The sequence below is a fragment of the Cypionkella sp. genome (assembly GCF_028290025.1).
Taxonomy (GTDB): Bacteria; Pseudomonadota; Alphaproteobacteria; order Rhodobacterales; family Rhodobacteraceae; genus Cypionkella.
Map to the genome: position 1 here is coordinate 1 of NZ_JAQGKQ010000113.1, position 23,747 is coordinate 23,747.

Sequence of the window (23,747 nt, forward strand, 5' to 3'; positions counted from 1 at the left end):
GTAGGTATTACTGTTTGATGAACCCCTCTCTAACCTTGACGCGAAACTCCGCGTGCTGATGCTGACTGAGATTATAGAGCTGCACCAACGCCTGAAAACCACCTCCGTGTAGGTCACCCACGTCCAGTTCGATGAGATGACCATGGCCGACAAAATCGTGGTGATGCAGGGTGGCCGCATCGAGCAAGTCGGCGCACCGCTAGAGCTTTACGATCGCCCTGCCAACATCTTCGTCGCCTCCTTCATCGGCTCGCCCTCGATGAACCTGATCGACGGCGTCGTGAAGGGCGGCATGGTTGACGTTGACGGCGCGCGCCTCGCTCTGCCGCCCGGATCAAACGCCACCGAAGGCCAGCAAGTCGTCTACGGGGTGCGCCCAGAAACCTTCGCCCTCAGCCCGCAGGGCCTTGCTGGCACCATCGCGGTGGTCGAGCCGACAGGCTCCGAAACCCATGTCGTGGTGCGCATCTCAGGCCGCGAAGTCACCGCCGTGTTCCGCGACCGCGTCAGCTTCCGCCCCGGCGACGCCATCACCCTCGCCCCCGACGCCACCCAATCACACATTTTCGACAAAGCCACCGGGCAGCGGCTAGTGTAACACCGCGGCCTTGACCGCAGGATCAAATCCAGCACAACTAGCCGCAAAAGGGAGGGCACCATGCTCAAAGGAATTGACCCGCGCTTGAACGCGGAAGTGCTGCATTGCCTGCGCGCGATGGGCCACGGCGATGTGCTGATCTTGGCTGACACTAACTTTCCAGCGGATTCCATCGCCCGCGCCACAGTCACCGGCAAACTGCTGCGGATGGAAAACCTCACCTGCGCCGAAGCCGCGGCAGCCATCCTGTCGGTTTATCCGCTGGATACTTTCGTGCCCGACTTTGCCGGCCGCATGGAAGTCGTAGGCTTCCCCGATGAAATCCCACCCGTGCAAGCCGAGGTGCAAGCCGAAATCAACGCCGCCGAAGGCTCCACCCGCCCGATGATCTCGATTGAGCGTTTCGCCTTCTACGACATGGCGCGCGAAGCTTATGCCGTGATCCAAACCGGAGAGCGCCGTTTCTACGGCTGCTTCATGCTGCGCAAAGGCGTGATCCCGCCAGAGGCGCAGTAACATGAGCAACGCTGCAAAACCCATTGTAATCCTTGGTATCTTCGTCGCAGACACCGCCTACCGCGCAGAACGTCAGCCCAAAATGGGTGAGACGATCTTGGGCAATTCCTTCGTACTCGGCCCGGGCGGCAAAGGCTCCAACCAAGCCGTCGCTGCCGCTATGGCAGGCGGCAAAACCCGTTTCATCACGCGGTTAGGCGATGACGCCTTTGCCGAAATCGCGCGGTCCACTTGGGCGAAAGCGGGGGTGATCCCCGAAGTCAAAATCGACGCCGAAAGCTACACCGGGGCGGCCTATATCTTCATCGAAGAAGCCACCGGCAACAACGCCATCATCGTCTCACCGGGAGCCGCTGGCCGCGTATCCATCGAAGATGTCGAGGAAAAAGCCGAGCTCATCGCCTCCGCCGCAATCTTCGTAACGCAACTCGAACAACCAATCCCCGCCGCCAAACGCGCCCTGGAAATCGCCCGCGCCGCAGGTGTCACCACCATCCTGAACCCCGCCCCAGCCGCGACGCTTGGCGACGATATCCTAGCCCTCTGCGATTACGTCACCCCAAATGAGACCGAAACCGAAGCCCTAACCGGCCTCCCCGTCACCACCGTCGCCGAAGCCGAAATCGCCGCCGACGCTCTCCTCGCCCGCGGCGTCGGTGCCGTGGTAATGACCCTCGGCGACAAAGGCGCTCTCTACCGCGACCGCACCCGCTCGGTCCACGTCCCCGTAATCTCCGCAGGTAAAGTCGTAGAAACCACCGGCGCGGGCGACGCCTTCAACGGCGGTTTTGCAGTCGCGCTCTGCGAAGGCCGCGACGTCGTAGAAGCCGTCCGCTTCGGCTGCGCCACAGCAGGCATCTCCGTCACCCGAGCAGGCACCGCCCCCTCAATGCCGTCCCGAGCCGAAATCGATGCCCTGCTCGCCAAGTCCTGAACGCTTAGCGCCTCACCAAAGCGCGATGCTCCGCAGGGGATATTTAGACCAATGCGAAAGCCGAAACCTACAATTTCGCACTGGCCAAAATATCCCCGCCGGAGGCTCTTGATATCAATCATCACACTGGAAATCGTTAATAAACCCTTAACTACCCCCCGCTAACCCGTTGATTCATATAAGCCACCCTCCCGCGCCACGTGTGGACATCACTCCATATTGGTATGCCGCGCCCGCATAGCCTCAGCCGCCTCACCCTTCATTTCCCGCAACCTCAGCACCATAATTTCGAACACCAAAAACATCGCCCCCTCAAACAAAGACCCCATCGGCAGCACCGAATCTCCACCCAAATCCCGCGCCATAGTCTGCGCCGGAATAACCAAAACCTGATCCGCCAGCGCCAGCGACGGCCCCGAAACCTCTGCCGTCACCATCAAAACCCCGGCACCCGCAGCCCGAGCCACCCCCGCCAAAGCTGTCACCGTCGAAAGCTCCCCCGGCCCACAAGCCGCGAAGAACAGATCGCCAACCCCAACGGCGGCGCGGTCAGATCGCCCTGCATCGAGACCGCCAACCCCAAATGATAGAGCCGCATCGCGAAGGCCCGCATCATCAGCCCCTCACGCCCGCAGCCATACAGCATCACCCGCCGAGCCGACAAAATCCGCCCACAAGCGGCCTCCACCGCCGCCTCATCAACCCGCTCCGCCACAGCACCCAACTCCGCGAGCGCCCCAAGCATCAATTTCCTCAAACCACGCCCCCCAATTCATGCGCAATATCGCGGGTCTGCAAATACAGCCGCTTCCAGAGCGGATACTGCCGCGCATAAACCGCCTCAGACACCGGCTGCACCACCCGCGCAACCGGGTTCCATTCCGCGATCTCATCCGGCAACACCCGCCCCACCGCCACCGCCGCCAGAAACGCATCGCCATAACTCGCGCCGATCGTTTTCTCCGCCACGCTCTGCGGCACGCCGCCAATATCCGAGGTCGCCTGCATCCAAACCGCGTTCTTCGTGCCACCCCCGACCGCCAGCACCCGCACAGGCTCGGCCCCGAGTTCGCGGCAAACCTCCATCACATGCGCGGTTCCCGAAGCGATCCCCTCCAACACCGCACGAAACAGATCGCCGCGTTGATGCGTCAGGTTCAGCCCAAAGAACGCCCCAACCGCGCCCGCATCATGGATCGGCGTGCGCTCACCCGAGAAATACGGCAGGCACAGCAAACCCTTCGCTCCCTTCGGACTGGCCGCCGCCTCGCTTGCCAAAATCCCAAACGCACCGTCCCCCAACTCGCGCGCAAACTGGTCGCGAAACCAATGCGTCAGCGTGCCAGAAGTGGCCAACCCCGCCATTGAGGCGTGCTGTCCCGGATACAGCCACGGCGCATACCACATCCTAGGGTCGCGCACCGGAAGCGCCGTCAACTGAATGATGAAAATCGTCGAGCCATACATCATCATCATTTCGCCCGGATCGCGCACCCCCACCGAAACCGCCTCTGCCGCCGCATCAATCGTGCCCACAGTCACCGGAGTGCCCACCGCCAACCCAGTTTTCGCAGCCGCCTCAGCCGTCACATGACCAGCAATTTCCGTGCTCCACGCCAGCCTTGGCAGGCGATCCACAGCGATGATACCCGCTGCCAAATCCTCCGCCCAACTCAGCGTGTTCACATCATACAACGGCGAGAAATTCGCCGCCGTGTAGTGATCCATCACATAGTCGCCGGTCAGCTTCCACGTCAGATAAGGCGTTGCCGACAACACCATCGCGGTCTGCGCGTAAATCTCGGGCCGCTGTTGCTTCAGCCACAAAATCTTCGGCCCCACCGATTGCGAGGTCAGCGCATTGCCGCACCGCGCCATGATGACCTCCGCGCCAATCCGCTCGGTCAGCTCAGAAATCTGCGCCGAAGCCCGCGTATCGACACCATAAAGCACACCGTTCATCAGCGGTTTGCCAGCAGCGTCCACGGGCAGCATACAAGGGCCGATAGCCGAGCACGCCACCGCAACAATCTCCTCAGGTTCTACATGAGAGTCGCGAAGCAACGCCGTGGTAACAAATACAAAATCACCCCACCAGTCATCTTCCGCGCGGTGCTCCGCCCAGCCCGATTGCGGCACCAACATCTTATGCGCGCGCGACGCCTGAGCAATAATTGCCCCCGTAGCATCAACCAGCACGCCCTTTGTCTCAAAGGTGCCAATATCGACGCCGAGCGTGTAACTCATCGCGGCCGCCGCGACAGATCAAACCCCGGGCCAATCTGCGACAGCGCCTGCTCCAACAGATCTACCATGCCGGAAAGATCCCGCATATCAAGCACTTCCAACGCGGAGTGACTGTAACGCATCGGGAAACCTACATCCAAACAGGCAACGCCTTCGGTGCCCATGAACTGAATATAGGACAGATCGGTCAGCGCCCCGGTATGGGCGGAGCGTTGCAGCGGCAGACCGCGCGCGTCTGCCGCTGCCTCAAACAGCCGCACCAAAGCCGGATGCGGAATGACCCCGTTCAAGGTGCCGCGACCGTGGAAGGAATAGAGCGAAATCCCCGGCCCGCCGCCCAAAGTAACCTCACCGCGCCCGGTCATATCAGGCGTGTCGCAGGCCAGCAGCAGATCAATCTGCAAGGCAATATCCGGCGCGCAGGACGTCGCCGCAGGCAGCACGCCGCGCAGGTTGTATTCCTCTTGCACCGACCAAACCAGATGCACCGTCGGCCCGGATTGCCGCCCCACCAGCCGTCGCCCAAGATCAATCAGCGCCGCACAGCCCGCGCGATCATCCACCGAAGTCCCCGCCAACCGATCCCCGGCAAGGTCAATCACCCGCGGCATATACACCACCGGGCAGCCAATTTTCACGCCCGCGGCCTCCGCCTCGGCACGGTTCGAAAACCCCGCATCGACGTAGAGTTCCGCATAAGGCACCACCCGATATTTTTCATCCGGCGTGGTCGCATGGTGGCTTTTGTTGGCAATCAACCCCGGCAGATCGCCCTGATCGGTGCAAATCAGCACCGCTTGCGCAGCCAAAGCCCGCTCTGGCACGCCGCCCAGCCGCTCCAACCGGATCAGGCCAGAGTCCTCCACCTTGCGAATGATAAACCCCAGCTGATCCATATGGGTGAAGACCATCACCGAGGGTGCTTCAGGATCACCCGGCAAAGTAGCTACCAGATTGCCCAAACGATCCGAGCGATGCGAAATTCCCAAGCCATCGAGATGCCGCGCAATGCAGCCCGCCACCCGTTCCTCATAGCCCGAAAGCCCCGGTATCAGCATCAATTCCGTCAGTAATTGCCGCATCATGCCCCCCGCACCGCGCGCACACGGTCCATGAAATCACGCGCTCGCACAGGGTCCACCGCCGCCCAAGTATCGCCGCCATGCTTCAACGCGGACCCCACAATACAGCCATCCGCCACCCGCAAAACCTCCGCCACCGTGTCATGCTTCACCCCGGTATTCGCGAGCACAGGCGTATTCGGCAACACCCGCTTTACCGCCTCAAGATCGACCATCTTCGCGGCCTCGCCAGTGATCGCGCCGGACACCAACACCGCATCCGGGATCGACGAAAACACCGCCGAGCGTGCCCGATCCGGCAATGATCGAGGGTCCAATGACCCCGCGAACTCCGCCGAAACGTTATACAATTTCACCACACGGCTCGCGCCAATCCGCTGGCCATAGCGCAAAGCCGCCCCCGCATCAGGCGCCCAAACTCCCATATCGCTCGCATAAGTCCCGGTGAAAATCTCACGCACAAACGCAGCCCCGGTCGCCGCCGCCAAGGCCATGGTCGCCATCGGATCCCACAGCACATTCACCCCAAACGGCACGGCAATCTGCCCCCGCAACCGCCCGATCACATAGCCCATCGTCACCGTGCTCGCGGCATCGACGCGCAATTCATACGGCCGATCATTCTCGTTGCCAAACATCACCGCATCAAATCCCGCCGCCTGCAACGCCGTCAGATCAGCCAAAGCCCCGGCAATTATCCCCTCGACGCCCGCCTCTGGATCATGCAGCGGCGTCCCGGGCATCGCCCCCAGATGCACCATCGCAATCACCGGCTTTTTCGCACCGAATACCTCCGCAAATCTCGTCATAAAACCCTCCCGTTTTGCGAAGGCTAACGCGAAAGCCATTGGCCGGGAAGGCAGAACATACTAGCATGTCAGTTAAAATCAGGGGGCGAATATGCAGGTCAGACACTGGGATCGCTTGGGCAACGGCGGCCTAGGCTTCACCGAATTGGGCTTCGGCGCGGCCCCGCTTGGCAATCTTTACCGCGCGATTTCCGAAACCGACGCCCAAGCCATCCTGACTCGCGCTTGGGATGCAGGCGTGCGCTATTTTGACACCGCGCCGCTCTATGGCCTTGGCCTGTCCGAAACCCGGCTCAATCACTTTCTGCGCGACAAACCTCGCGACAGCTACATTCTGTCAACCAAAGTCGGCCGCCACCTGCGGGTTTGCCCGCCCGATCAGCGCGACGGCTTTGCCAAATGGTTTGAGGTGCCCGCCCGAAATGAGGTCTACGATTACAGCTATGACGGCGTGATGCGCTCGCTTGAGGCGTCGCTCGAACGCCTCGGGCTTGACCGCATCGACATCCTCTATGCGCATGATCTTGATGTCGGAAATCACGGCTCGCAGACCAACCTCGACGCCAAACTCAGCGAGTTCATGGCGGGCGGCTACCGCGCGCTACGGGAATTGCGCGATCAAGGCGTGATCAAAGCCTTCGGCGCGGGGGTGAACGAATGGCAGCCCTGCCAATGGCTGCTGGAGCGTGGCGATTTCGACCTGTTCCTGCTCGCGGGCCGCTACACTTTGCTCGAACAAGCGCCGCTCATCAGCTTCCTGCCCCTCGCCCAACAACGCGGCGTCGGCATCATCATCGGCGGCCCCTACAATTCCGGCATCCTCGCCAGCGGACCAAAACCCGGCGCGTTTTACAATTACGACCCGGCCCCCGAGCCTATTCTCGCCCGCGTAGCCGCCATCCAAGCCATATGCGAAGCCCACAATACCCGCCTCGTCGATGCCGCTTTCCAGTTCCCTCTGCGCCATCCAGCGGTGGTTTCCATCATCCCCGGCGGTCAAGGCGTCGCCGAAATGGACAGCAACGTGACAGCCGCAAACGCCCAAATCCCCGCCGAACTATGGGCCGATCTGAAAGCCCAAGGTCTGCTCCACCCCGACGCCCCAATCTAACTAAAACTTACCTAAAATTGTCATCCTCTCTGCTCAAATATCCCACGGGGGAAGCGGCCCTTCGCCGCGCGGGGGTGTGACCCCCCCCGTCCGACAGCTCATCAGACCGCACCTCAAGGATTAAACAACTCCGGGTGGCTGCGCTCCAAAGGCTCCAGATACGTCACCAATTTGCGCAAATGCAGCCGCATCGCCGCCCGCGCCGCCTGCGGATCGCGCGCTTCGAGTGCCGCCATAATCGCGCGATGCTCGGCCAAAGTCGCGCTAACTCTACCATCCACCGGAAGCACCAACCGCCGCGCTCGCTCGACATGCACCCAAGCACTTTCCGCCACCGCCGACAGCTTGCGATAGCCGGTAAAGCTGCGGATCATCTCATGCATCTCACCGTCAAGCTGGTAAAACCCCGGAATATCACAATCCCCGAGCAACGCCGCCTGCACCGTCAGATTGCGCCGCAACGCCACCAACTGTTCTTCGCTGATGCTTTCGGCAACCAGTTCAATGGCTTGCAATTCGATCGCTTCGCGCAGGAACGCCCCCTCCCTGATTTCCGCCATCGAAAACCGCGCCACATAGGTGCCCGCCTGTGGGATCACATCGACCAGCCCCTCATTGGCCAGCCGCGCCACCGCATCCGAAACCGGGCTGCGTGAGACGCCCAATTCAGCGCAAATCTCGGGCTTGCGCAAGATTTCACCGGGGCGATAGCTCAGCGATAAAATCGCCTGCCGCAAGGTTTGATAAACCTTATGGCCAAGCGAGCCAGAAAATTCCTCAAGCGGGCGCAGGCTGCGATCCGCCAAGATCGGCTCTTGTGAGAAACTGTCATCGGGCTGTAACATGCTAACATGTTAGCCGAGCCTATCCTCGGGATCAAGCAAAGGCACCGCGATATGTCCCACAGCAATGAAAGCGTGATCCGGTTGAATCCAGCCGATAATCTGGTGATCGCCCTCGTCGATTTGCCCGGCGGCGCACAACCGGGCGGCATGGATATCGCCACCACGCAAGCTATACCGCGCGGTCATAAAATCGCCACGAGGCGAATTGCTACGGGCGAGCAGGTGATCCGCTACGGTCAGATCATCGGTCAGGCTCTGGTCGATATTCCGGCTGGCGCGCATATTCACAGCCATAATCTTGGCATGGGGCCGCACACCGACGATTACGCGATTGGCAGCGAAAGCCACGCTTTGCCCAGCCTGCCTGCCCGCAATTTCATGGGCTACCACCGCAGCGATGGTCAGGTCGGCACCCGCAATTATATCGGTATCCTCACCTCGGTGAACTGCTCGGGCTCGGTCGCCCGCTTCATCGCCGAGGCCGCCGAGAAAGACCCGGTGCTGTCCGCGATGCCGAATATCGACGGCTTTGTGCCGATTGTCCACAACACTGGCTGCGGCATGTCGGGGGTAAACGAGGGCTACGACACCCTGATGCGCACGCTTAAAGGCTACGCCCGCAACGCCAATTTCGGCGGCATCCTTCTGGTGGGTCTGGGCTGCGAGGTCATGCAGGTGCCCGATCTGGTCGGCCAAGGCCGCCTGCGCCCCGACGGCAATTTCCGCTATATGACCATTCAGCAAACTGGCGGCACCCGCGCCACAATCGCGGCTGGCCTGAAGGTTTTGCATGAGATGGCCGAGGTCGCAAGCCACACCGCCCGCGCCCCCGCGCCGGTTTCCAAGCTGATGATCGGCCTGCAATGCGGCGGCTCTGACGGCTATTCCGGCATCACCGCCAACCCGGCTCTTGGACATATGTCCGACTTGCTGGTGCAGATGGGCGGCACCACAATTCTGTCCGAAACACCCGAAATCTACGGCGCAGAGCACCTGCTGACGCGCCGCGCCGTCTCAAAAGAGGTCGGTGACAAACTGCTGGAGCGCATCCGTTGGTGGGAGGATTACACCGCCCGCAACGGCGGCGAGATGGACAACAACCCATCCCCCGGCAATAAAAAAGGCGGCCTCACCACGATCCTCGAAAAGTCGCTCGGCGCCGTCGCCAAAGGTGGCACAGCCCCGCTTGTTGGCGTCTACAAATTCGCAGAGCCCATAACCACCCCCGGCTTCACCTACATGGACAGCCCCGGCTACGACCCTTGTTCCGTCACCGGCCAAATCGCCTCCGGTGCCACCATGATCATCTTCACCACCGGACGCGGCTCCGTCTCCGGCTACAAGCCAAGCCCCTGCATCAAGCTTGCCACCAACACCGAAATGTATACCCGCATGGCCGAAGACATGGACATAAACTGCGGCGACATCCTCACAAACGGTGTGAGCATCGCCGCGAAAGGCGCTGAAATCCTTGAGAAAGTCATCACAGTGGCTTCAGGCGAGCGCACCTTCTCCGAACAACTAGGCTTCGGCGGTTCCGAGTTCGTCCCATGGCAAATCGGCGCGGTGATGTAGCAAGATAGAGCCTCCGGCGGGGATATTTAAGCAGAGAGGATGACCTTAAGCCGCCGCTTTACCAATTTCACATTGGCTCAAATATCCCCGCCGGAGGCACGCCGCCCTCTCACCCCTCCATCTCAATCAGAGCCGAAATCTCCGCCACAGCCGCCTCAACCAGATCCACCCGTCCCCGCGCCTCGACATTCAGCCGCAACAACGGCTCGGTATTCGACGACCGTAAATTGAACCGCCAATCGCCGAACTCCAACGACAGCCCGTCCAAATCATCCCGCGCCACAGCCCTCGGCGCATAAGCAGCCTCAATCCGCGCCACCACCGCCCGCGCATCCGTAACCCTAAAGTTGATCTCTCCCGAAGACGGAAACGCCGCCCGCCGAGCCGCCAACAGATCCGCCAACGACAGCCCCGACCGCCCCATCAACTCCGCCACCAACAGCCAGGGAATCATCCCGGAATCGCACGCCATAAAGTCGCGGAAATAATGGTGCGCCGACATTTCGCCCCCATAAACCGCGCCAGTATCGCGCAACGCCTGCTTCAAAAACGCGTGCCCCGTCGGAGCAGCCACAGTCGTCCCCCCAGCCCGCGCCACCACATCCTGCGTGTTCCAGATCACCCGCGGATCATGCACAATCGTAGCCCCCGGCTCTTTCGCCAAGAACACCTCCGCCAGCAGCCCGACCAGATACTCCCCCGCCACAAACCTGCCCGTCGCATCGAACAGGAAGCATCGGTCGAAATCGCCATCCCAAGCCACGCCCATATCCGCACCGGCCGCCACAACAGCCGCCGCCGTCACAGGCTGGTTTTCCGGCAGCAACGGGTTCGGGATGCCATTGGGAAAACTGCCATCGGCCTGATGATGCATCCGCACGAACTCCAGCGGAGCGCCCGCCAAGGCCAACGCCTCAGCAATCGCATCAAACGTCGGCCCCGCAGCCCCATTCCCCGCATTCACCACGATTTTCAGCGGCCGCAGCGCGCCCAGATTTACAAACGACAGCACCCGTTCCACAAACCCAGCCCGCACCCCCGACGCATCCACCACACGCCCCCCCGGCAGTCCTTCCCCAAACGCCCCAGCCTCCGCCAACGCCCTGATCTGCGCCAGCCCGGTAGTGGCATCCAGCGGAGCGGACCCCCGCCGCACCATCTTCATGCCGTTGTAATCCATCGGATTATGCGAGGCCGTCACTTCAACGCCGCCATCCGCCTGCAGCGCCGTGGTGGCAAAATACATCTCCTCGGTTCCGCACAGCCCCAGATCCATCACCTCCACCCCCGCCGCCACCAGCCCCTCGGCCACCGCCGCCGCCAGTTCCGCCGAAGACGCCCGACAATCCTGCCCCAGCACCACCCGCTTCGCCCCAAGCCCTTCAGCAAACGCCCGCCCAATCCGCCGCGCAATATCGGCATTCAGCTCATCACCAAGTTTGCCGCGAATATCATAGGCTTTGAAGCAGGTATAATGCGGCATATCTCACCAAATTTCCGTCAAATTTCGCGGCACAATAGGCCCCGCACCCGCCAAAGGTCCAGCAGCCAAAGCCTTTCCAAACCGCCCCCCCCGCCCTATAAGGCCGCAACCGCAATAGGAGCCCGTGATGCGCACAGCCGAGATCACCCGCAACACCAATGAGACAAAGATCGCCGTTGCCATCAACCTCGACGGCACTGGCATCGCCAAAATCGCCACCGGCGTAGGCTTTTTCGACCATATGCTCGATCAACTCGCCCGCCATTCTCTGATCGACATTACCGTTCAGGCGGCGGGCGATCTTCACATCGACGATCACCACACCGTTGAAGACGTCGGTATCGCCCTCGGCCGAGCCCTCACCCGCGCCTTGGGCGATAAAAAAGGCATCCGCCGCTACGGCCATTTCCGCCTCGCAATGGACGACACCCAGGTCGCCTGCGCATTGGATCTCTCCGCGCGCCCATTCTTGGTCTGGAATGTCCCTTTCACCGCAGCTAAAATCGGCACGTTTGACACCGAACTGGTGCGCGAATTCTTCCAAGCCCTCGCCACCCACGGCGGCATAACCCTGCATGTTGACCTGATCCACGGCCTGAACAGCCACCACATCGCCGAAGCCGCCTTCAAAGCCGCAGCCCGCGCCTTGCGTGAAGCCGTCGAGCCCGACCCCCGCATGGCAGGCGTTCTGCCCTCTACCAAAGGCGCGCTTTAGTTAACCATAGCCACTTAAATCATCCTCTGCGCTCAGTATCCCCGCCGGAGGCATCCCAACGCCGCCAACAATCCCAAGGCCCGCCAAATGCTCACCGTCCTCGTAGACTACGATTCCGGCAACCTGCACTCGGCTGAAAAAGCCTTCCAGCGCATGGCCTTAGAGTCAAACGCCGGCACAGTCCTCGTCTCCTCTCGCCCCGAGGATGTCGCCCGCGCCGACCGCATCGTGTTGCCCGGAGACGGCGCTTTCCCGTCCTGCCGCCGCGCCTTGGGCAATTACGGCGAGTTGTTTGAGGCCATTGAAGAAGCCGTCACCAGCCGCGCCCGCCCGTTTCTTGGCATCTGCGTCGGCATGCAAATGATGGCGACTTGGGGCCGTGAATACGGGGATACCAAAGGTTTCGGCTGGATCCCCGGCGAAGTGGTAAAAATCACACCCGCCGATCAAAACCTGAAAGTCCCGCATATGGGCTGGAACGATCTCGTCATCGACCACCCGCACCCGGTACTCGAAGGCATCAAAACCGGCGACCACGCCTATTTTGTGCATTCCTATCATTTCCGCGTCGAAAACCCCGCCGAACGCCTTGCCCATGTCGATTACGCGGGCGATGTCACCGCGATCATCGGCCGCGCCACTATGCTGGGGATGCAGTTCCATCCCGAGAAATCCCAAGCCACCGGCCTGCGCCTGATCGCCAATTTCTTGGCATGGAAGCCCTGAATGCATGCGCTGCTCGACCAAATCGCGTCGGAGATGGCCGAAGCCACAGATCGCGGCAAAGTTGCCAACTACATCCCCGAACTGGCTAAAATCGATCCCAATCAATTCGGCATCGCCGTGGCATTACCCTCCGGCGAAACCCTCACCGCAGGCGACGCAGAGACCCCGTTCTCGATCCAATCAATCTCGAAAGTCTTCACCCTCGCCATCGCCTTGGGCCGCTTGGGCGATCAAATATGGGCCCGCGTTGGCCGCGAACCGTCGGGCCTCGCCTTCAACTCGATCCTGCAACTGGAACAAGAGAACGGCATCCCGCGCAATCCGTTCGTCAACTCTGGTGCCATAGCCGTCACCGACGCGATCCTGCAAGGCCGCCAGCCGCGCGACGTGTTGGCCGAACTGCTGCGTTTCATCCAAGCCGCCGCCGAAGATGACAGCATCACCATAAATCAAGCGGTGGCTAAATCCGAACAGGCCACCGCCCATCGCAACATCGCTTTAGCCGAATTTATGGCCGCGATGGGCAACCTGCGCAACCCGACAGCACTCGCTATCGGCACCTATGTCCACCAATGCGCTGTGGAAATGACCGCCGCCCAGCTCGCCCGCGCTGGCCGCTTCCTGCTCGGCGCACCCGGCTGCCCGCGCTTGGTTTCCATCGCCCGCATCCGCCGCATCAACGCGCTGATGATGACCTGCGGCCACTATGATGCCTCAGGTGAATTCGCCTACCGCGTAGGTCTTCCCGGCAAATCCGGCGTCGGCGGCGGCATCCTCGCCATCGCCCCCGGCAAAGCCTCCATCGCCGTCTGGTCGCCCGGTCTAAACGCCAATGGCAACTCCAAACTAGGCTCTCTCGCCATTGAGAAACTGGCACGCGGCATGGGTTGGTCCGTATTCGGTTAAAGCCGCGAACCGACCCTTAACATTTCACATTGGCCCAAATATCCCCGCCGGAGGCTCCCCATCTCCGCTGCGCAACCATTAACAATCCGTAAGCGATACTTATAGCCTATTGATATATAACAATAATAATTAGCGTCCACGCGTGAACAGCCTACCGCGCCGCCTTCTCAGCAATCCCCGACACCCCTTCGCGCCGCTCCAATTCCGCCAAAACATCCCCCAGCGAAACATCCCGCGACGCCAACATCACCAGCAAATGATAGATCACATCAGCCGCCTCCGAGGTGAGCCGCGCCCGATCCCCCTTCACCGCCTCAATGATCGCCTCAATCGCCTCTTCCCCGAACTTCTCAGCACATTTCTCCGGCCCCTTAGCCAGCAATTTCGCCGTCCAAGAACTCTCCGGGTCCGCCGTTTTGCGGGCAAAAATAGTCTCGCTCAACCGATCCAACGCGCTCATGTCAACCTCATCGCAATACCCGCCGCGGCCATATATTGCTTCGCCTCGCCAATGCTAAACTCACCAAAGTGAAAGATCGAAGCCGCCAAAACCGCCGAAGCGCCGCCCTGCGTCACACCCTCCACCAGATGCTCCAACGTCCCCACCCCACCGGACGCAATCACCGGAACCGCAACCGCATCCGACACCGTCCGCGTCAAGCCCAGATTGAACCCCGCCCGCGTGCCATCACGGTCCATCGAGGTCAGCAAAATCTCCCCCGCACCCTTTGCGACCATCAGCCGCGCGAATTCCACCGCATCAATCCCAGTCGCCTTCCGCCCGCCATGGGTAAAAATCTCCCACTTGCCCGGAGCGACAGTCTTCGCATCGATCGCCACCACAATACACTGCGACCCAAACCGGTCCGCCGCCTCAGCCACCACATCCGGGTCAGCCACAGCCGCCGAATTGAACGAAACCTTATCCGCCCCCGCCAACAACAAAGCCCGCACGTCTTCATGCGTGCGCACCCCACCGCCCACCGTCAGCGGCATGAAACAAGCCTCAGCAGTCCGCGTCACCAGATCAAACATCGTGCCGCGATTTTCGTGCGTCGCGTGAATATCAAGAAAGCACAACTCATCCGCCCCCGCCGCATCATAAGCCCGCGCAGCCTCAACCGGATCGCCCGCATCGCGCAGCGAGACAAAATTCACGCCCTTGACCACGCGGCCATCGGCAACATCAAGGCAGGGGATCAGGCGGGTTTTTAACATGGCATGACCTTATCGCGGGTATCAGTGCGGCGAAAGGGGGCGCTCACGCCCCCTCGGCTTCGCCTCACCCCCTGAGGATATTTGAGCAGAGAGGATGACCTAGAGGCTCAAAGCTTCTAAAGCCGCAGCCAGATCAATCGCCCCATCATAAAGCGCGCGACCCGAGATTGCCCCCGCGATCACGCCAGTATCCCTTAAAGCTATCAGGTCTTCCATCCTAGACACGCCGCCTGAAGCAATCACCGGTATCGAAACCGCCCGCGCCAAAGCCTCGGTCGCTTCAAGGTTTGGCCCCTGCATCGCACCGTCGCGGTCAATGTCGGTGTAGATGATGGCCGCCACCCCGGCATCTTCAAAGCTGCGGGCAAGGTCGGTGACTTTCACCGTGGTTTCCGTAGCCCAGCCTTTGGTCGCGACGAACCCCTTGCGGGCATCAATTCCCACGGCAACCTTGCCGGGGAAAGCCTTCGCGGCCTCTCGCACCAGCGCCGGATTCTCCACCGCCACCGTGCCCAAAATCACCCGCGCCAGACCCTTTTCCAGCCACATCGCAATCGTCGCCATGTCGCGAATCCCGCCACCCAACTGAGCCGGAACCTTCACCGCCGCCAAAATCGCCTCAACCGCGGCCGCATTGACCGGGGTGCCAGCAAACGCGCCATTCAGATCGACCAGATGCAGCCAAGCGCAGCCCGCATCCTCAAACTTTAGCGCCTGCGCTGCAGGATCATCGCCAAAAACCGTGGCCGCAGACATCTCACCGCGCAAGAGCCGCACGCATTGGCCGTCTTTCAGATCAATCGCCGGGTATAGGATCATCACCGCCTCCATCTTTAACGCAGGCTTTAGGGTGTGGGGGCGCGATTGCCAAGACCCGCGCGGGGTCGTGTTACCTATACATGTGCGAAAATTGCTACGTAGGAATTCGCAAAAACCGGGTCGCTATTATCGCGCGGGCTGGTTTATCTGGCGGCTTGAATGGGAGCCGTTGATGTCGCTGAAGGATTGGAACCGCTTGGTGATACTGTCCCTGCTTTGGGGCGGGTCGTTTTTCTTTGTAGCGATTGCGCTGCGAGGTTTGCCGACTTTGAGTGTGGTCTGGGGCCGGGTCGGGCTTGGCGCGGGGTTTCTCGCGCTGGCAATGTGGGCTTCTGGGACGGTATTTCCGCGTGGGCTGGTGGTTTGGCGGGCGCTGGCGGTGATGGGTCTCTTGAACAACGCGATCCCGTTCACTTTGTTTGTGCTGGCGCAGGGGCGTATTTCCGGCGGCATGGCCTCTATCTTGAACGCGACGACGCCGCTTTGGGGTGTGCTGCTGGCGCATTTGTTGACCGAGGAGAAGATCACCCTTCCCAAGGCTGCGGGCTTGGCCTGCGGATTCGCCGGTGTGGTGGTGATGATGGGTGGGGCGGCGTTGGGCGATTTTTGGGCGAGCCTTGCTTGTGTAGGGGCAGCGTTTTCCTATGGCTTGGCGGGGATTTGGGGCAGACGGTTTCGTGGGCTGGGGGTGTCTGCGCTGGCTACCGCTTTCGGGCAGGTGGCCTCTGCTGCGATGATCTTGCTGCCGATTTGGTTGATGGTGGATCGGCCTTGGAACTTGGCTGTGCCCGGGCCTGCAGTGATCGGGGCGGTGCTGGCGATTGCGGCGGCCTCAACAGCGCTGGCCTACTTGATTTATTTCCGGCTGCTCGCTTCAGCGGGGTCGAGTAATCTGTTATTGGTGACGTTTCTCGTGCCGGTTTCGGCGTGTTTGCTCGGGGCGATGTTTCTGGGGGATGCGATTTCGGGGCGACAGTTGGCGGGGTTTCTTTTGATCGCGGCGGGGCTCGCTGCTTTGGATGGGAGGGTTTTGAAATGGCGGTAAAGGGTGGGATCGAGGCGAGCGATCAGGACTGGGCGGATTTGCTGAGCAAGGTTACTCGGGACGGGTTTTATGGGGTTTCCAGCACGGCGATTTATTGTGATTTTGCCTGCCCCTCGCGCCCACCATTGCGGAAGAATTTGCGGATTTTTGAGGTCGCGGAGGAGGCGGAGGCGGGCGGGTATCGACGCTGCAAGCGCTGTGCGGCGCCAGGTGTCCACGCGCGGACCGGGTTTTATTCGCGTTAAACTAAGGGGTTACGGGGGGTATTAAGATCTGATTAAGCTTTGCGCGCAATGCCGAGGCGCGGGATTTCAATCGCGGGGCAGCGGTTCATCACTGCCGTTACGCCCCGATCTTCGGCGCGCTTTGCTGCCGCTTCGTCCCTAACGCCAAGCTGCATCCAGACGGCTTTCAGACTGGGAAATGCCGCCAAAGCCTCATCCACCACCGCCCCTGCTTCTTCGGAACGGCGGAAGATATCGACCATATCGACACCCCCTTCGATCTCGGACAGGCTGGCGCGCACGACCTCGCCTAACGCCATCTGGCCCGCCTGTCCCGGATTAACCGGGATCACCCGATAACCCTGTTGCACCAGATACTGTGCGACGCCGTGGCTGGGGCGATCGGCTTTGGGCGACCATCCGACCAGCGCAATGGTCTGCACTTCAGTCAGAATCTCGCGGATTTTAGCGTCACTGATGTCTGGCATGGCATGCTCCAAAGGCGACGGGCACCAAACAACGGCCCCAAATAAAAAGGCGTCCGGGGCACGGTAACGAACCGTAGGCCGGACGCCAAGGTGTGGAACGAGGGACAGTAAACAGGCATAGCGAGAGTTCCGGCTCGCGTGATGATGATATGGATACCACAGGAACGGATTAAAGAGGCGGTCGCGAGATTGTGATGTTGGTCGCGTGGCGAGCCTAGGGGCGCTGCCCCCGACCCTGGGATATTTGAGCACAGAGGATGACAATTTGATAAAGTTTAGCGAATGTTCAGATAAAGTTTTGCGAATCGTTGGGCTTAGCGCGTTGCCGCTGCATAAAGGCCAACGGCGGCGGCGTTTGAGACGTTGAGGCTGCCGAACTCGCCCACGAAAGGGATGCGGGCGATCATATCGCAGGTCTCACGGGTTTTCTCGCGCAGGCCCGGACCTTCAGCGCCCAACACCAGCGCCACCGGGCGTTTGCCAACCGTTGCCATCGCCTCGGAAAGCTCCAGCGTGCCATCACCATCAAGGCCGACCAAAGTGTAGCCCATCGCCTTTAACTCAAGCATCGCCTCGGCGAGATTGGCGACTTTCAGGTAGGGCTGACGCTCCAACGCGCCGCTGGCGGTTTTTGCCAGAGCCCCAGTTTCGGGCGCTGAATGGTGACGCGGCGCGACCACGGCACGCGCACCAAACACCTCAGCCGAGCGCAGGATCGCGCCAACGTTATGCGGGTCTGTGACACGGTCGAGCAGCACGATCAGCGGCTCGCCTGCGCCGGAGATCGCGATATCGGCAAGCTTGCCCCAGTTCAGCGCCTTCACTTCAAGCGCCGCACCCTGGTGCACCGAGCCTTCGTCAATCGGCACCGAAAAGCTGCGCGGATCGGTCAGTTCGGGCTGCATTTTGGCAAAAGCCACGGCTTCTTCCAACTTGTCCAAAGCGTTTTTGGTGACAACCAGCCGGATTTTTTCACGCGCCGGGTTCATCAGCGCATCACGCACGGCATGCAGGCCAAACAGCCAAACGGTCTCGCGCGCCTCGGCCCGACGATTGCGTTCTTTATCGACAATCCAAGTTGGTTTTTTCTCACCCGACATCGCGTATCAGCCTCATATCATGCGGGCGTGACAATGCGGGCTGCGGGGTTTGGGCGCAAGGCGAAAGCTGGAGAAATCCGAAGCCGCAGCGCCGATCCACCCTTGACGCCCGCTTGGGGCTTCGCTAATCACCGCCGCAGTGGGCGATATGCTGCAAGGTGCGGCAGCGGACTGTAACTCCGCCGAGGCGACTCATGCTTGGTTCGATTCCAAGATCGCCCACCATCTTTCCTGAATATGACGGCAGACCAAGGGCTTAGGCTCTGGCTTGTCATTTGGGCTGCAAACCTTTGCCGCCTATTTGCGGGCGGGCAGCCTTTGCGCTAGGCTCTGCCAACATTCGGATCAGGAGCCTTTCATGCGGTCTTATACCTTCAGCCACGCCATCACCCGCAAACCCTCAACCAGCATTATTGCGGGCTTGCGCGCGGTGGATACTGGCACGCCGGATCTGGCGCTGATGCTGACGCATCATGCGGATTACATCGCGGCTCTGCGCGCGACTGGCGCGGAAGTGGTCGAGCTGGAGGCGATGCAGGCGTACCCGGATTCGGTGTTTGTCGAGGACACTGCTTTATGTCTGCCCGAGGGGGCGGTGGTGATGCGGCCCGGTGCGGCGTCTCGGCTGGGCGAGGCCGCCGAGATGGCACCGCATCTGGCAGCACTTTACGTCGATGTCCGCCGTATCGAGGGCGACGACAGCTTCATTGAGGGCGGCGATATTCTGACGACTGAGACGGAGATTCTGGTTGGGCGGTCAGCGCGCACCAATGCCGCAGGGGTCGCGGAACTGGCGCGGTTGGTGGCGGATTGGGGCTATAAACTGCGCGAAGTTTTCACGCCGCCGGGAGTGCTGCATTTCAAAACTGATTGCTCGCTGCTGGATGGCGAGACGATCCTATCGACCAAACGGCTGGCGGATTCGGGCTGCTTTGAGGGGTATAAGGTGATACATGTCGTCGATGGCGAAGAAGCCTGCGCCAATTCGATCCGGTTCAACGATCTGGTGATCATGCCAGCGGGCTTTCCAAAAACCCGTGCGGTGTTGCAGCAGGCCGGCTATAAAGTGCAGGAAATCGGCAATACCGAATGCGCCAAGATTGATGGCGGCATGTCGTGTCTGTCGCTGCGGTTCACGCCAACGCGTTGATTTACGCTCAGACCGAGGCTGTCAGCCCGCGCAGCGAAGGCCAGACAATTCATAAGCAACAATTCCTCCTTTTGCTTTTGCTGCCGGGAAAACTGGTTTAGGATGAAATAATAACGAGTAACGTGGGTTTAACACCCTTGGTAAACGGGGGCGTCCCCGCGAGAGTAGCATGACCGATCAAAAACCTGTGCGGCAAGTGTTCAATATCGTCGCTGTGGTGCAGTCGGGGCGGCTTCAATATGAAGCACTGCTGCTGGCCGCGTCGTTGCGGGCAACCAATCCCAATTTTGCAGGCAAGCTTTATCTGGCCGAACCGCAGCAAGGCGGGGCCTGGTCGAGATCGCCCAGCGTGACTGACCCGGCTGTGCGCGCCATGCTCGCGGAACTCGGGGCGGAAATCCTGCCGTTTGAGGCGGTGCATTTCGGGCAAAACTATCCGCACGGCAATAAGATAGAGGCGCTGGCGGCGCTGCCGGATGAGCCGTTTTTGTTTCTGGACACCGATACGCTGATTACCGGTGATTTCGATGCTGTCGGCTTTGATTTCGCGAAACCCTCGGCGTCGATGCGGCGTGAGGGGACTTGGCCTGCGCAAGAGCTGTATGGGCCGGATTTGGCTACAAGCTGGAAATCGTTGTATGATGCGTTTGGGCTCGACGGCTTTGAGCAGACGCTCGACGAGAGCCAGCCGCAGAATTACTGGCAGCGGTTCATGTATTTCAACGCAGGCTGGTTCTTCCACGCCAGCCCGAAGGCATTTGGGCAGCGGTTTTTGGAATATGCGCTGCGCATCCGCGACAATCGGCCTGAGGTTTTGGAGTGCCAGGAGATTTTCCCCTGGCTGGATCAGATCGCGCTGCCTTTGGTTATTCATGCGTTTGGTGGCGGGCGGCCGGGGCCGGCGCTTGCGGGTTTGGACGGCGCTGTGACCTGCCATTACCGCACCTTGCCGCTGCTTTACGCGCGCGAGAGTGACAGGGTGGTTGAGGTGTTGGAAGATGTGGCGTCCAAGCAAGAGTTGCGGCGGATCTTGCGCGACTACGAACCGATCAAACTGATGATTTATCAAAACCGCGGCCGCAAGGTGCGGGCGCTGTTTGACCGCGAAGACCTGCCCCGGCGCGAGCAGGCGATCAGGTTTGTGCTGAAACGCGAAGGGCTTTGGCTGCGCTAGGCGCGGTCAATCGTCATCGCCGTCAAGATCGCCGATTTTGCGGCTGTCTTCCTGCATCTCTAGCCACATCGCGTTAACCACCGCAAACATCGCAGCCAGCGGCAGACCCAGCATCCAAGCGAAATACCACATTTTCAGTTGCCCTTTCAGTAGAGGCCGTCAGAGTTGTCCGAGATATGCGTGTCGGTGACTTTGCCCCACAGCACTTTGTAAACCCAAGCGGTGTAAAGCAGGATGATCGGCAGGAAGATCGCCGTGACCACCAGCATGATGAACAACGTCAGATGCGAGGATGAGGCGTTCCACACCGTCAGCGACGATCTCGGGTCGGTGGATGATGGCAAAATGAACGGGAACATCGTCAACCCGACAGAGGCGATCATACCGAAGATCGCCATTTTGGACGCGAGTAAGGTTGAGACTTCGCGCCCCGCCCGCAGGCCAAGATAGGCCAGCAGACCGCCCGCCACACCCATGATCGGCGCGATCGCAATCCACGGGCGCAGCGCGTAAGCGTCCATCCAGCTGCCGCCTTTCGTTACCGCAAAGTGCAGCGGATTTGACGGGCCGTCAGTGACGAAATCCCCGTCGATCTGATAGCCGTCAAAGCCGTAGGCCAGCCACAGCCCCAGCCCGATATAGCCCGCCACCGCCACCAAGGCCGCGATAGAGCCAATGCTGCGTGCGCGGATTTGCACCGGGCCTTCGGCTTTCAGCGTCAACCAAGCCGCACCGTGCATCACCAGCATCGACAGCGAAAGAATACCACACGCCAATGCGAACGGGTTGAGAAGGCTGAGGAATTTCATATACCACACGCCCTCGTAGATCGCGTGCAGATCGTCGGTGAAATGAAACGGCACGCCTTGCAGCACATTGCCAACTGCCACGCCGAAGATCGTCGCAGGCACCGCGCCGCCAGCAAACAGCGCCCAATCCCAAGTCGCCCGCCAGCGCGGGTCATCGCGTTTGGAGCGGTATTTGAACGCCACCGGCCGCACGATCAGCGCCGCAAGCACCACCCACATCGCAAGGTAAAACCCCGAGAACGACACCGCATAAAGCGGCGGCCATGCGGCAAAAATCGCACCGCCGCCAAGGATAAACCAAACCTGATTGCCTTCCCACACCGGGCCAACTGTATTGATCGCGATGCGCCGCTCGTTGTCGGTTTTAGCGACAAAGGGCAGCAACGCACCCACCCCCATATCGAAACCATCGGTCAGCGCGAAGCCGATCAACAGCACCCCAACCAGCACCCACCAGACCAGCCGCAGAGTTTCATAGCTGAGAAGTTCGTTGAGTATCATCGCGTTACTCCCCTGCCACAGCAATTGGATCGGCGGTCCTGCGACCAACCAAGCGGGCCTCGTGGCGCTGCATCCAAGCCTCGGTTTCCGCCACCTCAAGGAACGGGCCTTTGCGAATGTATTTCAGCATCAGCCCCATCTCGATCACGAACAGCACCGAATAAAAGATCACAAAGCCCGCCAGCGTCAGCCCGACCTCTGTCATCGACAGCGCAGAGACCGACATCGCGGTGGGCAGCACGCCATCCACCGTCCACGGCTGGCGGCCATATTCGGCAACAAACCAACCCATTTCGGCGGCAATCCACGGCGTTGGGATCATCCAGACTGCGAGATGCAGAGCGGGTCGTGGAAATTGCATCCGCTTGAACGAGGCGCGGTAGAAGAAGTACATCATCGTGCCGATGAAGGCGATGCCAAGCCCCGCCATGATGCGGAACGCCCAGAACAGCGGCCAAACCGTTGGCACCGTATCATTGGCGGCCAGCTTGATCTGCGCTTCGGTAGCTTGGCGCGGATCGTCGATATATTTGCGCAGCAGCAGCGCAAAACCGAGATCGGCAGAGTGTTGTTCGAAGGTGTCTTTCACCGCTTGCGGCGTCGCATCACGTTCGGCCCGCAGCGTCAGCAGCGCGTCATAAGCGATGATGCCGGAACGGATGCGAACCTCTGCCTGCTCGACCAATTCGGAAATACCGGGGATTTCGGTGGTCAGCGACCGCGTGCCGATCAGCCCCATCACGAACGGAATATGGATGGCATAATGCGTCTCACGCGCTTCCTGATCGGGAAAACCGAACGCTGTGATCGCAGCGGGCGCCGCTTCGGTGTGCCACATGCCCTCAATCGCTGCGAGTTTCATCTTCTGGCTGTGGGTGGCGTTGTAACCAGACTCGTCGCCTAGCAGCACCACCGAGAACGCCGAGGCCAGCCCGAACGCCGCGGCCACCGCGATGGAACGCCGCGCGAGTTCGATGTGCCTACCGTGCAGCAGATACCATGCCGAGACGCCCAGCACGAAAACCGAAGCCGTGACATAGCCCGCCGAGACGGTATGAACAAACTTCGCTTGCGCCACTTCGTTAAACAGCACGGCCCAGAAATCGGTCATTTCCATCCGCATCGTCATCGGATTGAATTCGGCGCCCACCGGGTCTTGCATCCAGCCGTTCGCGATCAAAATCCACAGAGCCGAAAAGTTGGAGCCGATGGCGACCAGCCACGCTACGGCTAAGTGTTGTATTTTGCTGAGTTTATCCCAGCCGAAGAAAAACAGCCCAACGAAGGTGGCCTCTAGGAAGAACGCCATTAGCCCCTCGATGGCGAGGGGGGCACCGAAAATGTCGCCAACGTACTGGCTGTAATAGCTCCAGTTCATCCCGAATTGGAATTCCATCGTGATGCCGGTGGCGACGCCGATGGCGAAATTGATGCCAAACAGCGCACCCCAGAATTTGGTCATCTGTCGCCAGATCGGGCGGTTGGTCATCACATAGACCGTCTCCATCACCGCGACGATGATCGACAGTCCGATGGTAAGCGGGACGAACAAAAAGTGAAACATCGCGGTGGTGGCAAACTGCAACCGCGAAAGCTCAACGATACCGAATTCCATAATACGCTCCTGCTGACCGGGCATCCCGATTTAGCTTGCGACAGGGCCCCCGTATCT

Annotated in this window: 27 protein-coding genes and 1 tRNA gene; 13 read left to right on the forward strand and 15 right to left on the reverse strand. The window is 60.5% G+C overall.

The window, feature by feature from the left end:
- Positions 1-142: 142 nt before the first annotated feature.
- The 3 genes from JWS10_RS20335 to rbsK are packed head-to-tail and all read left to right on the forward strand — an operon-like array spanning position 143 to position 2,048.
- Entirely contained in the window at positions 143-598 is a 456-nt protein-coding gene (locus tag JWS10_RS20335; protein WP_299509614.1) for a TOBE domain-containing protein, read from the forward strand.
- Between the two features lie 60 nt (positions 599-658).
- Complete coding sequence (locus JWS10_RS20340; protein ID WP_299483167.1) at positions 659-1,114, forward strand: RbsD/FucU family protein; 456 nt, start codon at positions 659-661, stop codon at positions 1,112-1,114.
- A gap of 1 nt (position 1,115) precedes the next feature.
- Entirely contained in the window at positions 1,116-2,048 is a 933-nt protein-coding gene (gene rbsK, locus JWS10_RS20345) for a ribokinase (RefSeq protein ID WP_299509617.1), read from the forward strand.
- 209 nt (positions 2,049-2,257) lie between these two features.
- On the opposite strand, the gene JWS10_RS20350 is transcribed toward rbsK, so the two are convergent.
- From JWS10_RS20350 to JWS10_RS20370, 5 genes are read right to left on the reverse strand one after another with little or no spacing between them, the layout of a single operon-like run.
- Positions 2,258-2,533 (reverse strand): hypothetical protein, encoded by a 276-nt coding sequence (locus JWS10_RS20350; protein ID WP_299509620.1) that lies wholly within the window; start codon positions 2,531-2,533, stop codon positions 2,258-2,260.
- Complete coding sequence (locus JWS10_RS20355; protein ID WP_299509621.1) at positions 2,530-2,793, reverse strand: hypothetical protein; 264 nt, start codon at positions 2,791-2,793, stop codon at positions 2,530-2,532. The genes JWS10_RS20350 and JWS10_RS20355 overlap by 4 nt, the downstream gene beginning before the upstream one ends.
- Before the next feature lie 8 nt (positions 2,794-2,801).
- A complete protein-coding gene (locus JWS10_RS20360; protein ID WP_299509623.1) occupies positions 2,802-4,295 on the reverse strand; it encodes an FGGY-family carbohydrate kinase in 1,494 nt (497 codons plus the stop codon).
- Positions 4,292-5,377, reverse strand: coding sequence for a M42 family peptidase (locus JWS10_RS20365; protein ID WP_299509626.1), 1,086 nt, complete (start codon positions 5,375-5,377; stop codon positions 4,292-4,294). Before JWS10_RS20365 ends, JWS10_RS20360 begins: the two co-directional genes overlap by 4 nt.
- Positions 5,377-6,186: a BtpA/SgcQ family protein gene (locus JWS10_RS20370; protein WP_299509629.1), complete on the reverse strand. Its 810-nt coding sequence runs from the start codon at positions 6,184-6,186 to the stop codon at positions 5,377-5,379. The genes JWS10_RS20365 and JWS10_RS20370 overlap by 1 nt, the downstream gene beginning before the upstream one ends.
- 91 nt (positions 6,187-6,277) lie before the next feature.
- Between JWS10_RS20370 and JWS10_RS20375 the strand changes: the two genes are divergently transcribed.
- Positions 6,278-7,297: an aldo/keto reductase gene (locus JWS10_RS20375; protein WP_299509631.1), complete on the forward strand. Its 1,020-nt coding sequence runs from the start codon at positions 6,278-6,280 to the stop codon at positions 7,295-7,297.
- 113 nt (positions 7,298-7,410) lie between these two features.
- Here the strand turns inward: JWS10_RS20375 and JWS10_RS20380 are convergent, their stop codons facing one another.
- Entirely contained in the window at positions 7,411-8,142 is a 732-nt protein-coding gene (locus JWS10_RS20380; protein ID WP_299509633.1) for a GntR family transcriptional regulator, read from the reverse strand.
- Between the two features lie 51 nt (positions 8,143-8,193).
- On the opposite strand from JWS10_RS20380, the gene JWS10_RS20385 reads away from it, so the two are divergent.
- On the forward strand, positions 8,194-9,717 hold the full coding sequence (locus JWS10_RS20385; RefSeq protein WP_299509635.1) for a UxaA family hydrolase: 1,524 nt from the start codon (positions 8,194-8,196) through the stop codon (positions 9,715-9,717).
- Positions 9,718-9,826: 109 nt separating this feature from the next.
- On the opposite strand, the gene JWS10_RS20390 is transcribed toward JWS10_RS20385, so the two are convergent.
- Complete coding sequence (locus tag JWS10_RS20390; RefSeq protein WP_299509637.1) at positions 9,827-11,200, reverse strand: phosphomannomutase; 1,374 nt, start codon at positions 11,198-11,200, stop codon at positions 9,827-9,829.
- 127 nt (positions 11,201-11,327) lie between these two features.
- Here JWS10_RS20390 and hisB point away from each other — a divergent pair, with 127 nt between their 5' ends.
- The 3 genes from hisB (at position 11,328) to JWS10_RS20405 (ending at position 13,547) form a co-directional block, all read left to right on the forward strand.
- Positions 11,328-11,915: an imidazoleglycerol-phosphate dehydratase HisB gene (gene hisB, locus JWS10_RS20395; RefSeq protein ID WP_299509639.1), complete on the forward strand. Its 588-nt coding sequence runs from the start codon at positions 11,328-11,330 to the stop codon at positions 11,913-11,915.
- Between the two features lie 87 nt (positions 11,916-12,002).
- On the forward strand, positions 12,003-12,641 hold the full coding sequence (hisH, locus tag JWS10_RS20400; RefSeq protein ID WP_299509641.1) for an imidazole glycerol phosphate synthase subunit HisH: 639 nt from the start codon (positions 12,003-12,005) through the stop codon (positions 12,639-12,641).
- The gene (locus JWS10_RS20405) at positions 12,642-13,547 is read left to right on the forward strand and encodes a glutaminase (RefSeq protein ID WP_299509643.1); all 906 of its coding nucleotides are present in this window, start codon (positions 12,642-12,644) and stop codon (positions 13,545-13,547) included.
- Between the two features lie 151 nt (positions 13,548-13,698).
- Here the strand turns inward: JWS10_RS20405 and JWS10_RS20410 are convergent, their stop codons facing one another.
- The 3 genes from JWS10_RS20410 to hisA form a co-directional block, all read right to left on the reverse strand.
- Positions 13,699-14,007 (reverse strand): phosphoribosyl-ATP diphosphatase, encoded by a 309-nt coding sequence (locus tag JWS10_RS20410; protein ID WP_299509645.1) that lies wholly within the window; start codon positions 14,005-14,007, stop codon positions 13,699-13,701.
- Positions 14,004-14,765 (reverse strand): imidazole glycerol phosphate synthase subunit HisF, encoded by a 762-nt coding sequence (hisF, locus tag JWS10_RS20415; protein WP_299509648.1) that lies wholly within the window; start codon positions 14,763-14,765, stop codon positions 14,004-14,006. The genes JWS10_RS20410 and hisF overlap by 4 nt, the downstream gene beginning before the upstream one ends.
- Positions 14,766-14,864: 99 nt before the next feature.
- Positions 14,865-15,584 carry a 1-(5-phosphoribosyl)-5-[(5-phosphoribosylamino)methylideneamino]imidazole-4-carboxamide isomerase gene (gene hisA / locus JWS10_RS20420; RefSeq protein WP_299509651.1) on the reverse strand — a complete coding sequence of 240 codons (720 nt, stop codon included), beginning with the start codon at positions 15,582-15,584 and terminating at the stop codon, positions 14,865-14,867.
- Between the two features lie 172 nt (positions 15,585-15,756).
- Between hisA and JWS10_RS20425 the strand changes: the two genes are divergently transcribed.
- Both JWS10_RS20425 and JWS10_RS21305 read left to right on the forward strand, forming a co-directional pair.
- A complete protein-coding gene (locus tag JWS10_RS20425) occupies positions 15,757-16,629 on the forward strand; it encodes a DMT family transporter (RefSeq protein WP_299509655.1) in 873 nt (290 codons plus the stop codon).
- Positions 16,620-16,874, forward strand: coding sequence for an Ada metal-binding domain-containing protein (locus JWS10_RS21305; protein ID WP_366943565.1), 255 nt, complete (start codon positions 16,620-16,622; stop codon positions 16,872-16,874). Before JWS10_RS20425 ends, JWS10_RS21305 begins: the two co-directional genes overlap by 10 nt.
- A gap of 32 nt (positions 16,875-16,906) precedes the next feature.
- Here JWS10_RS21305 and JWS10_RS20430 read toward each other — a convergent pair whose 3' ends face one another.
- Positions 16,907-17,341, reverse strand: coding sequence for a CoA-binding protein (locus JWS10_RS20430; protein WP_299509658.1), 435 nt, complete (start codon positions 17,339-17,341; stop codon positions 16,907-16,909).
- A gap of 314 nt (positions 17,342-17,655) precedes the next feature.
- Positions 17,656-18,441 carry a 23S rRNA (guanosine(2251)-2'-O)-methyltransferase RlmB gene (gene rlmB, locus JWS10_RS20435; RefSeq protein ID WP_299509663.1) on the reverse strand — a complete coding sequence of 262 codons (786 nt, stop codon included), beginning with the start codon at positions 18,439-18,441 and terminating at the stop codon, positions 17,656-17,658.
- 141 nt (positions 18,442-18,582) lie between these two features.
- Between rlmB and JWS10_RS20440 the strand changes: the two genes are divergently transcribed.
- From JWS10_RS20440 to JWS10_RS20450, 3 genes are all read left to right on the forward strand, one after another.
- Positions 18,583-18,666 (forward strand) — tRNA-Tyr (locus JWS10_RS20440).
- A 133-nt stretch (positions 18,667-18,799) separates the two neighbouring features.
- The gene (locus JWS10_RS20445) at positions 18,800-19,591 is read left to right on the forward strand and encodes a dimethylarginine dimethylaminohydrolase family protein (RefSeq protein WP_299509666.1); all 792 of its coding nucleotides are present in this window, start codon (positions 18,800-18,802) and stop codon (positions 19,589-19,591) included.
- Between the two features lie 169 nt (positions 19,592-19,760).
- Positions 19,761-20,765, forward strand: a complete 1,005-nt coding sequence (locus JWS10_RS20450) for a hypothetical protein (RefSeq protein WP_299509668.1) — start codon at positions 19,761-19,763, stop codon at positions 20,763-20,765.
- A 6-nt stretch (positions 20,766-20,771) separates the two neighbouring features.
- On the opposite strand, the gene cydX is transcribed toward JWS10_RS20450, so the two are convergent.
- From cydX to JWS10_RS20465, 3 genes are read right to left on the reverse strand one after another with little or no spacing between them, the layout of a single operon-like run.
- Positions 20,772-20,897 carry a cytochrome bd-I oxidase subunit CydX gene (gene cydX, locus JWS10_RS20455; RefSeq protein ID WP_299509671.1) on the reverse strand — a complete coding sequence of 42 codons (126 nt, stop codon included), beginning with the start codon at positions 20,895-20,897 and terminating at the stop codon, positions 20,772-20,774.
- 14 nt (positions 20,898-20,911) lie between these two features.
- Complete coding sequence (cydB, locus tag JWS10_RS20460) at positions 20,912-22,075, reverse strand: cytochrome d ubiquinol oxidase subunit II (RefSeq protein ID WP_299509674.1); 1,164 nt, start codon at positions 22,073-22,075, stop codon at positions 20,912-20,914.
- A 4-nt stretch (positions 22,076-22,079) separates the two neighbouring features.
- Entirely contained in the window at positions 22,080-23,690 is a 1,611-nt protein-coding gene (locus JWS10_RS20465; RefSeq protein WP_299475448.1) for a cytochrome ubiquinol oxidase subunit I, read from the reverse strand.
- Positions 23,691-23,747 lie beyond the last annotated feature (57 nt).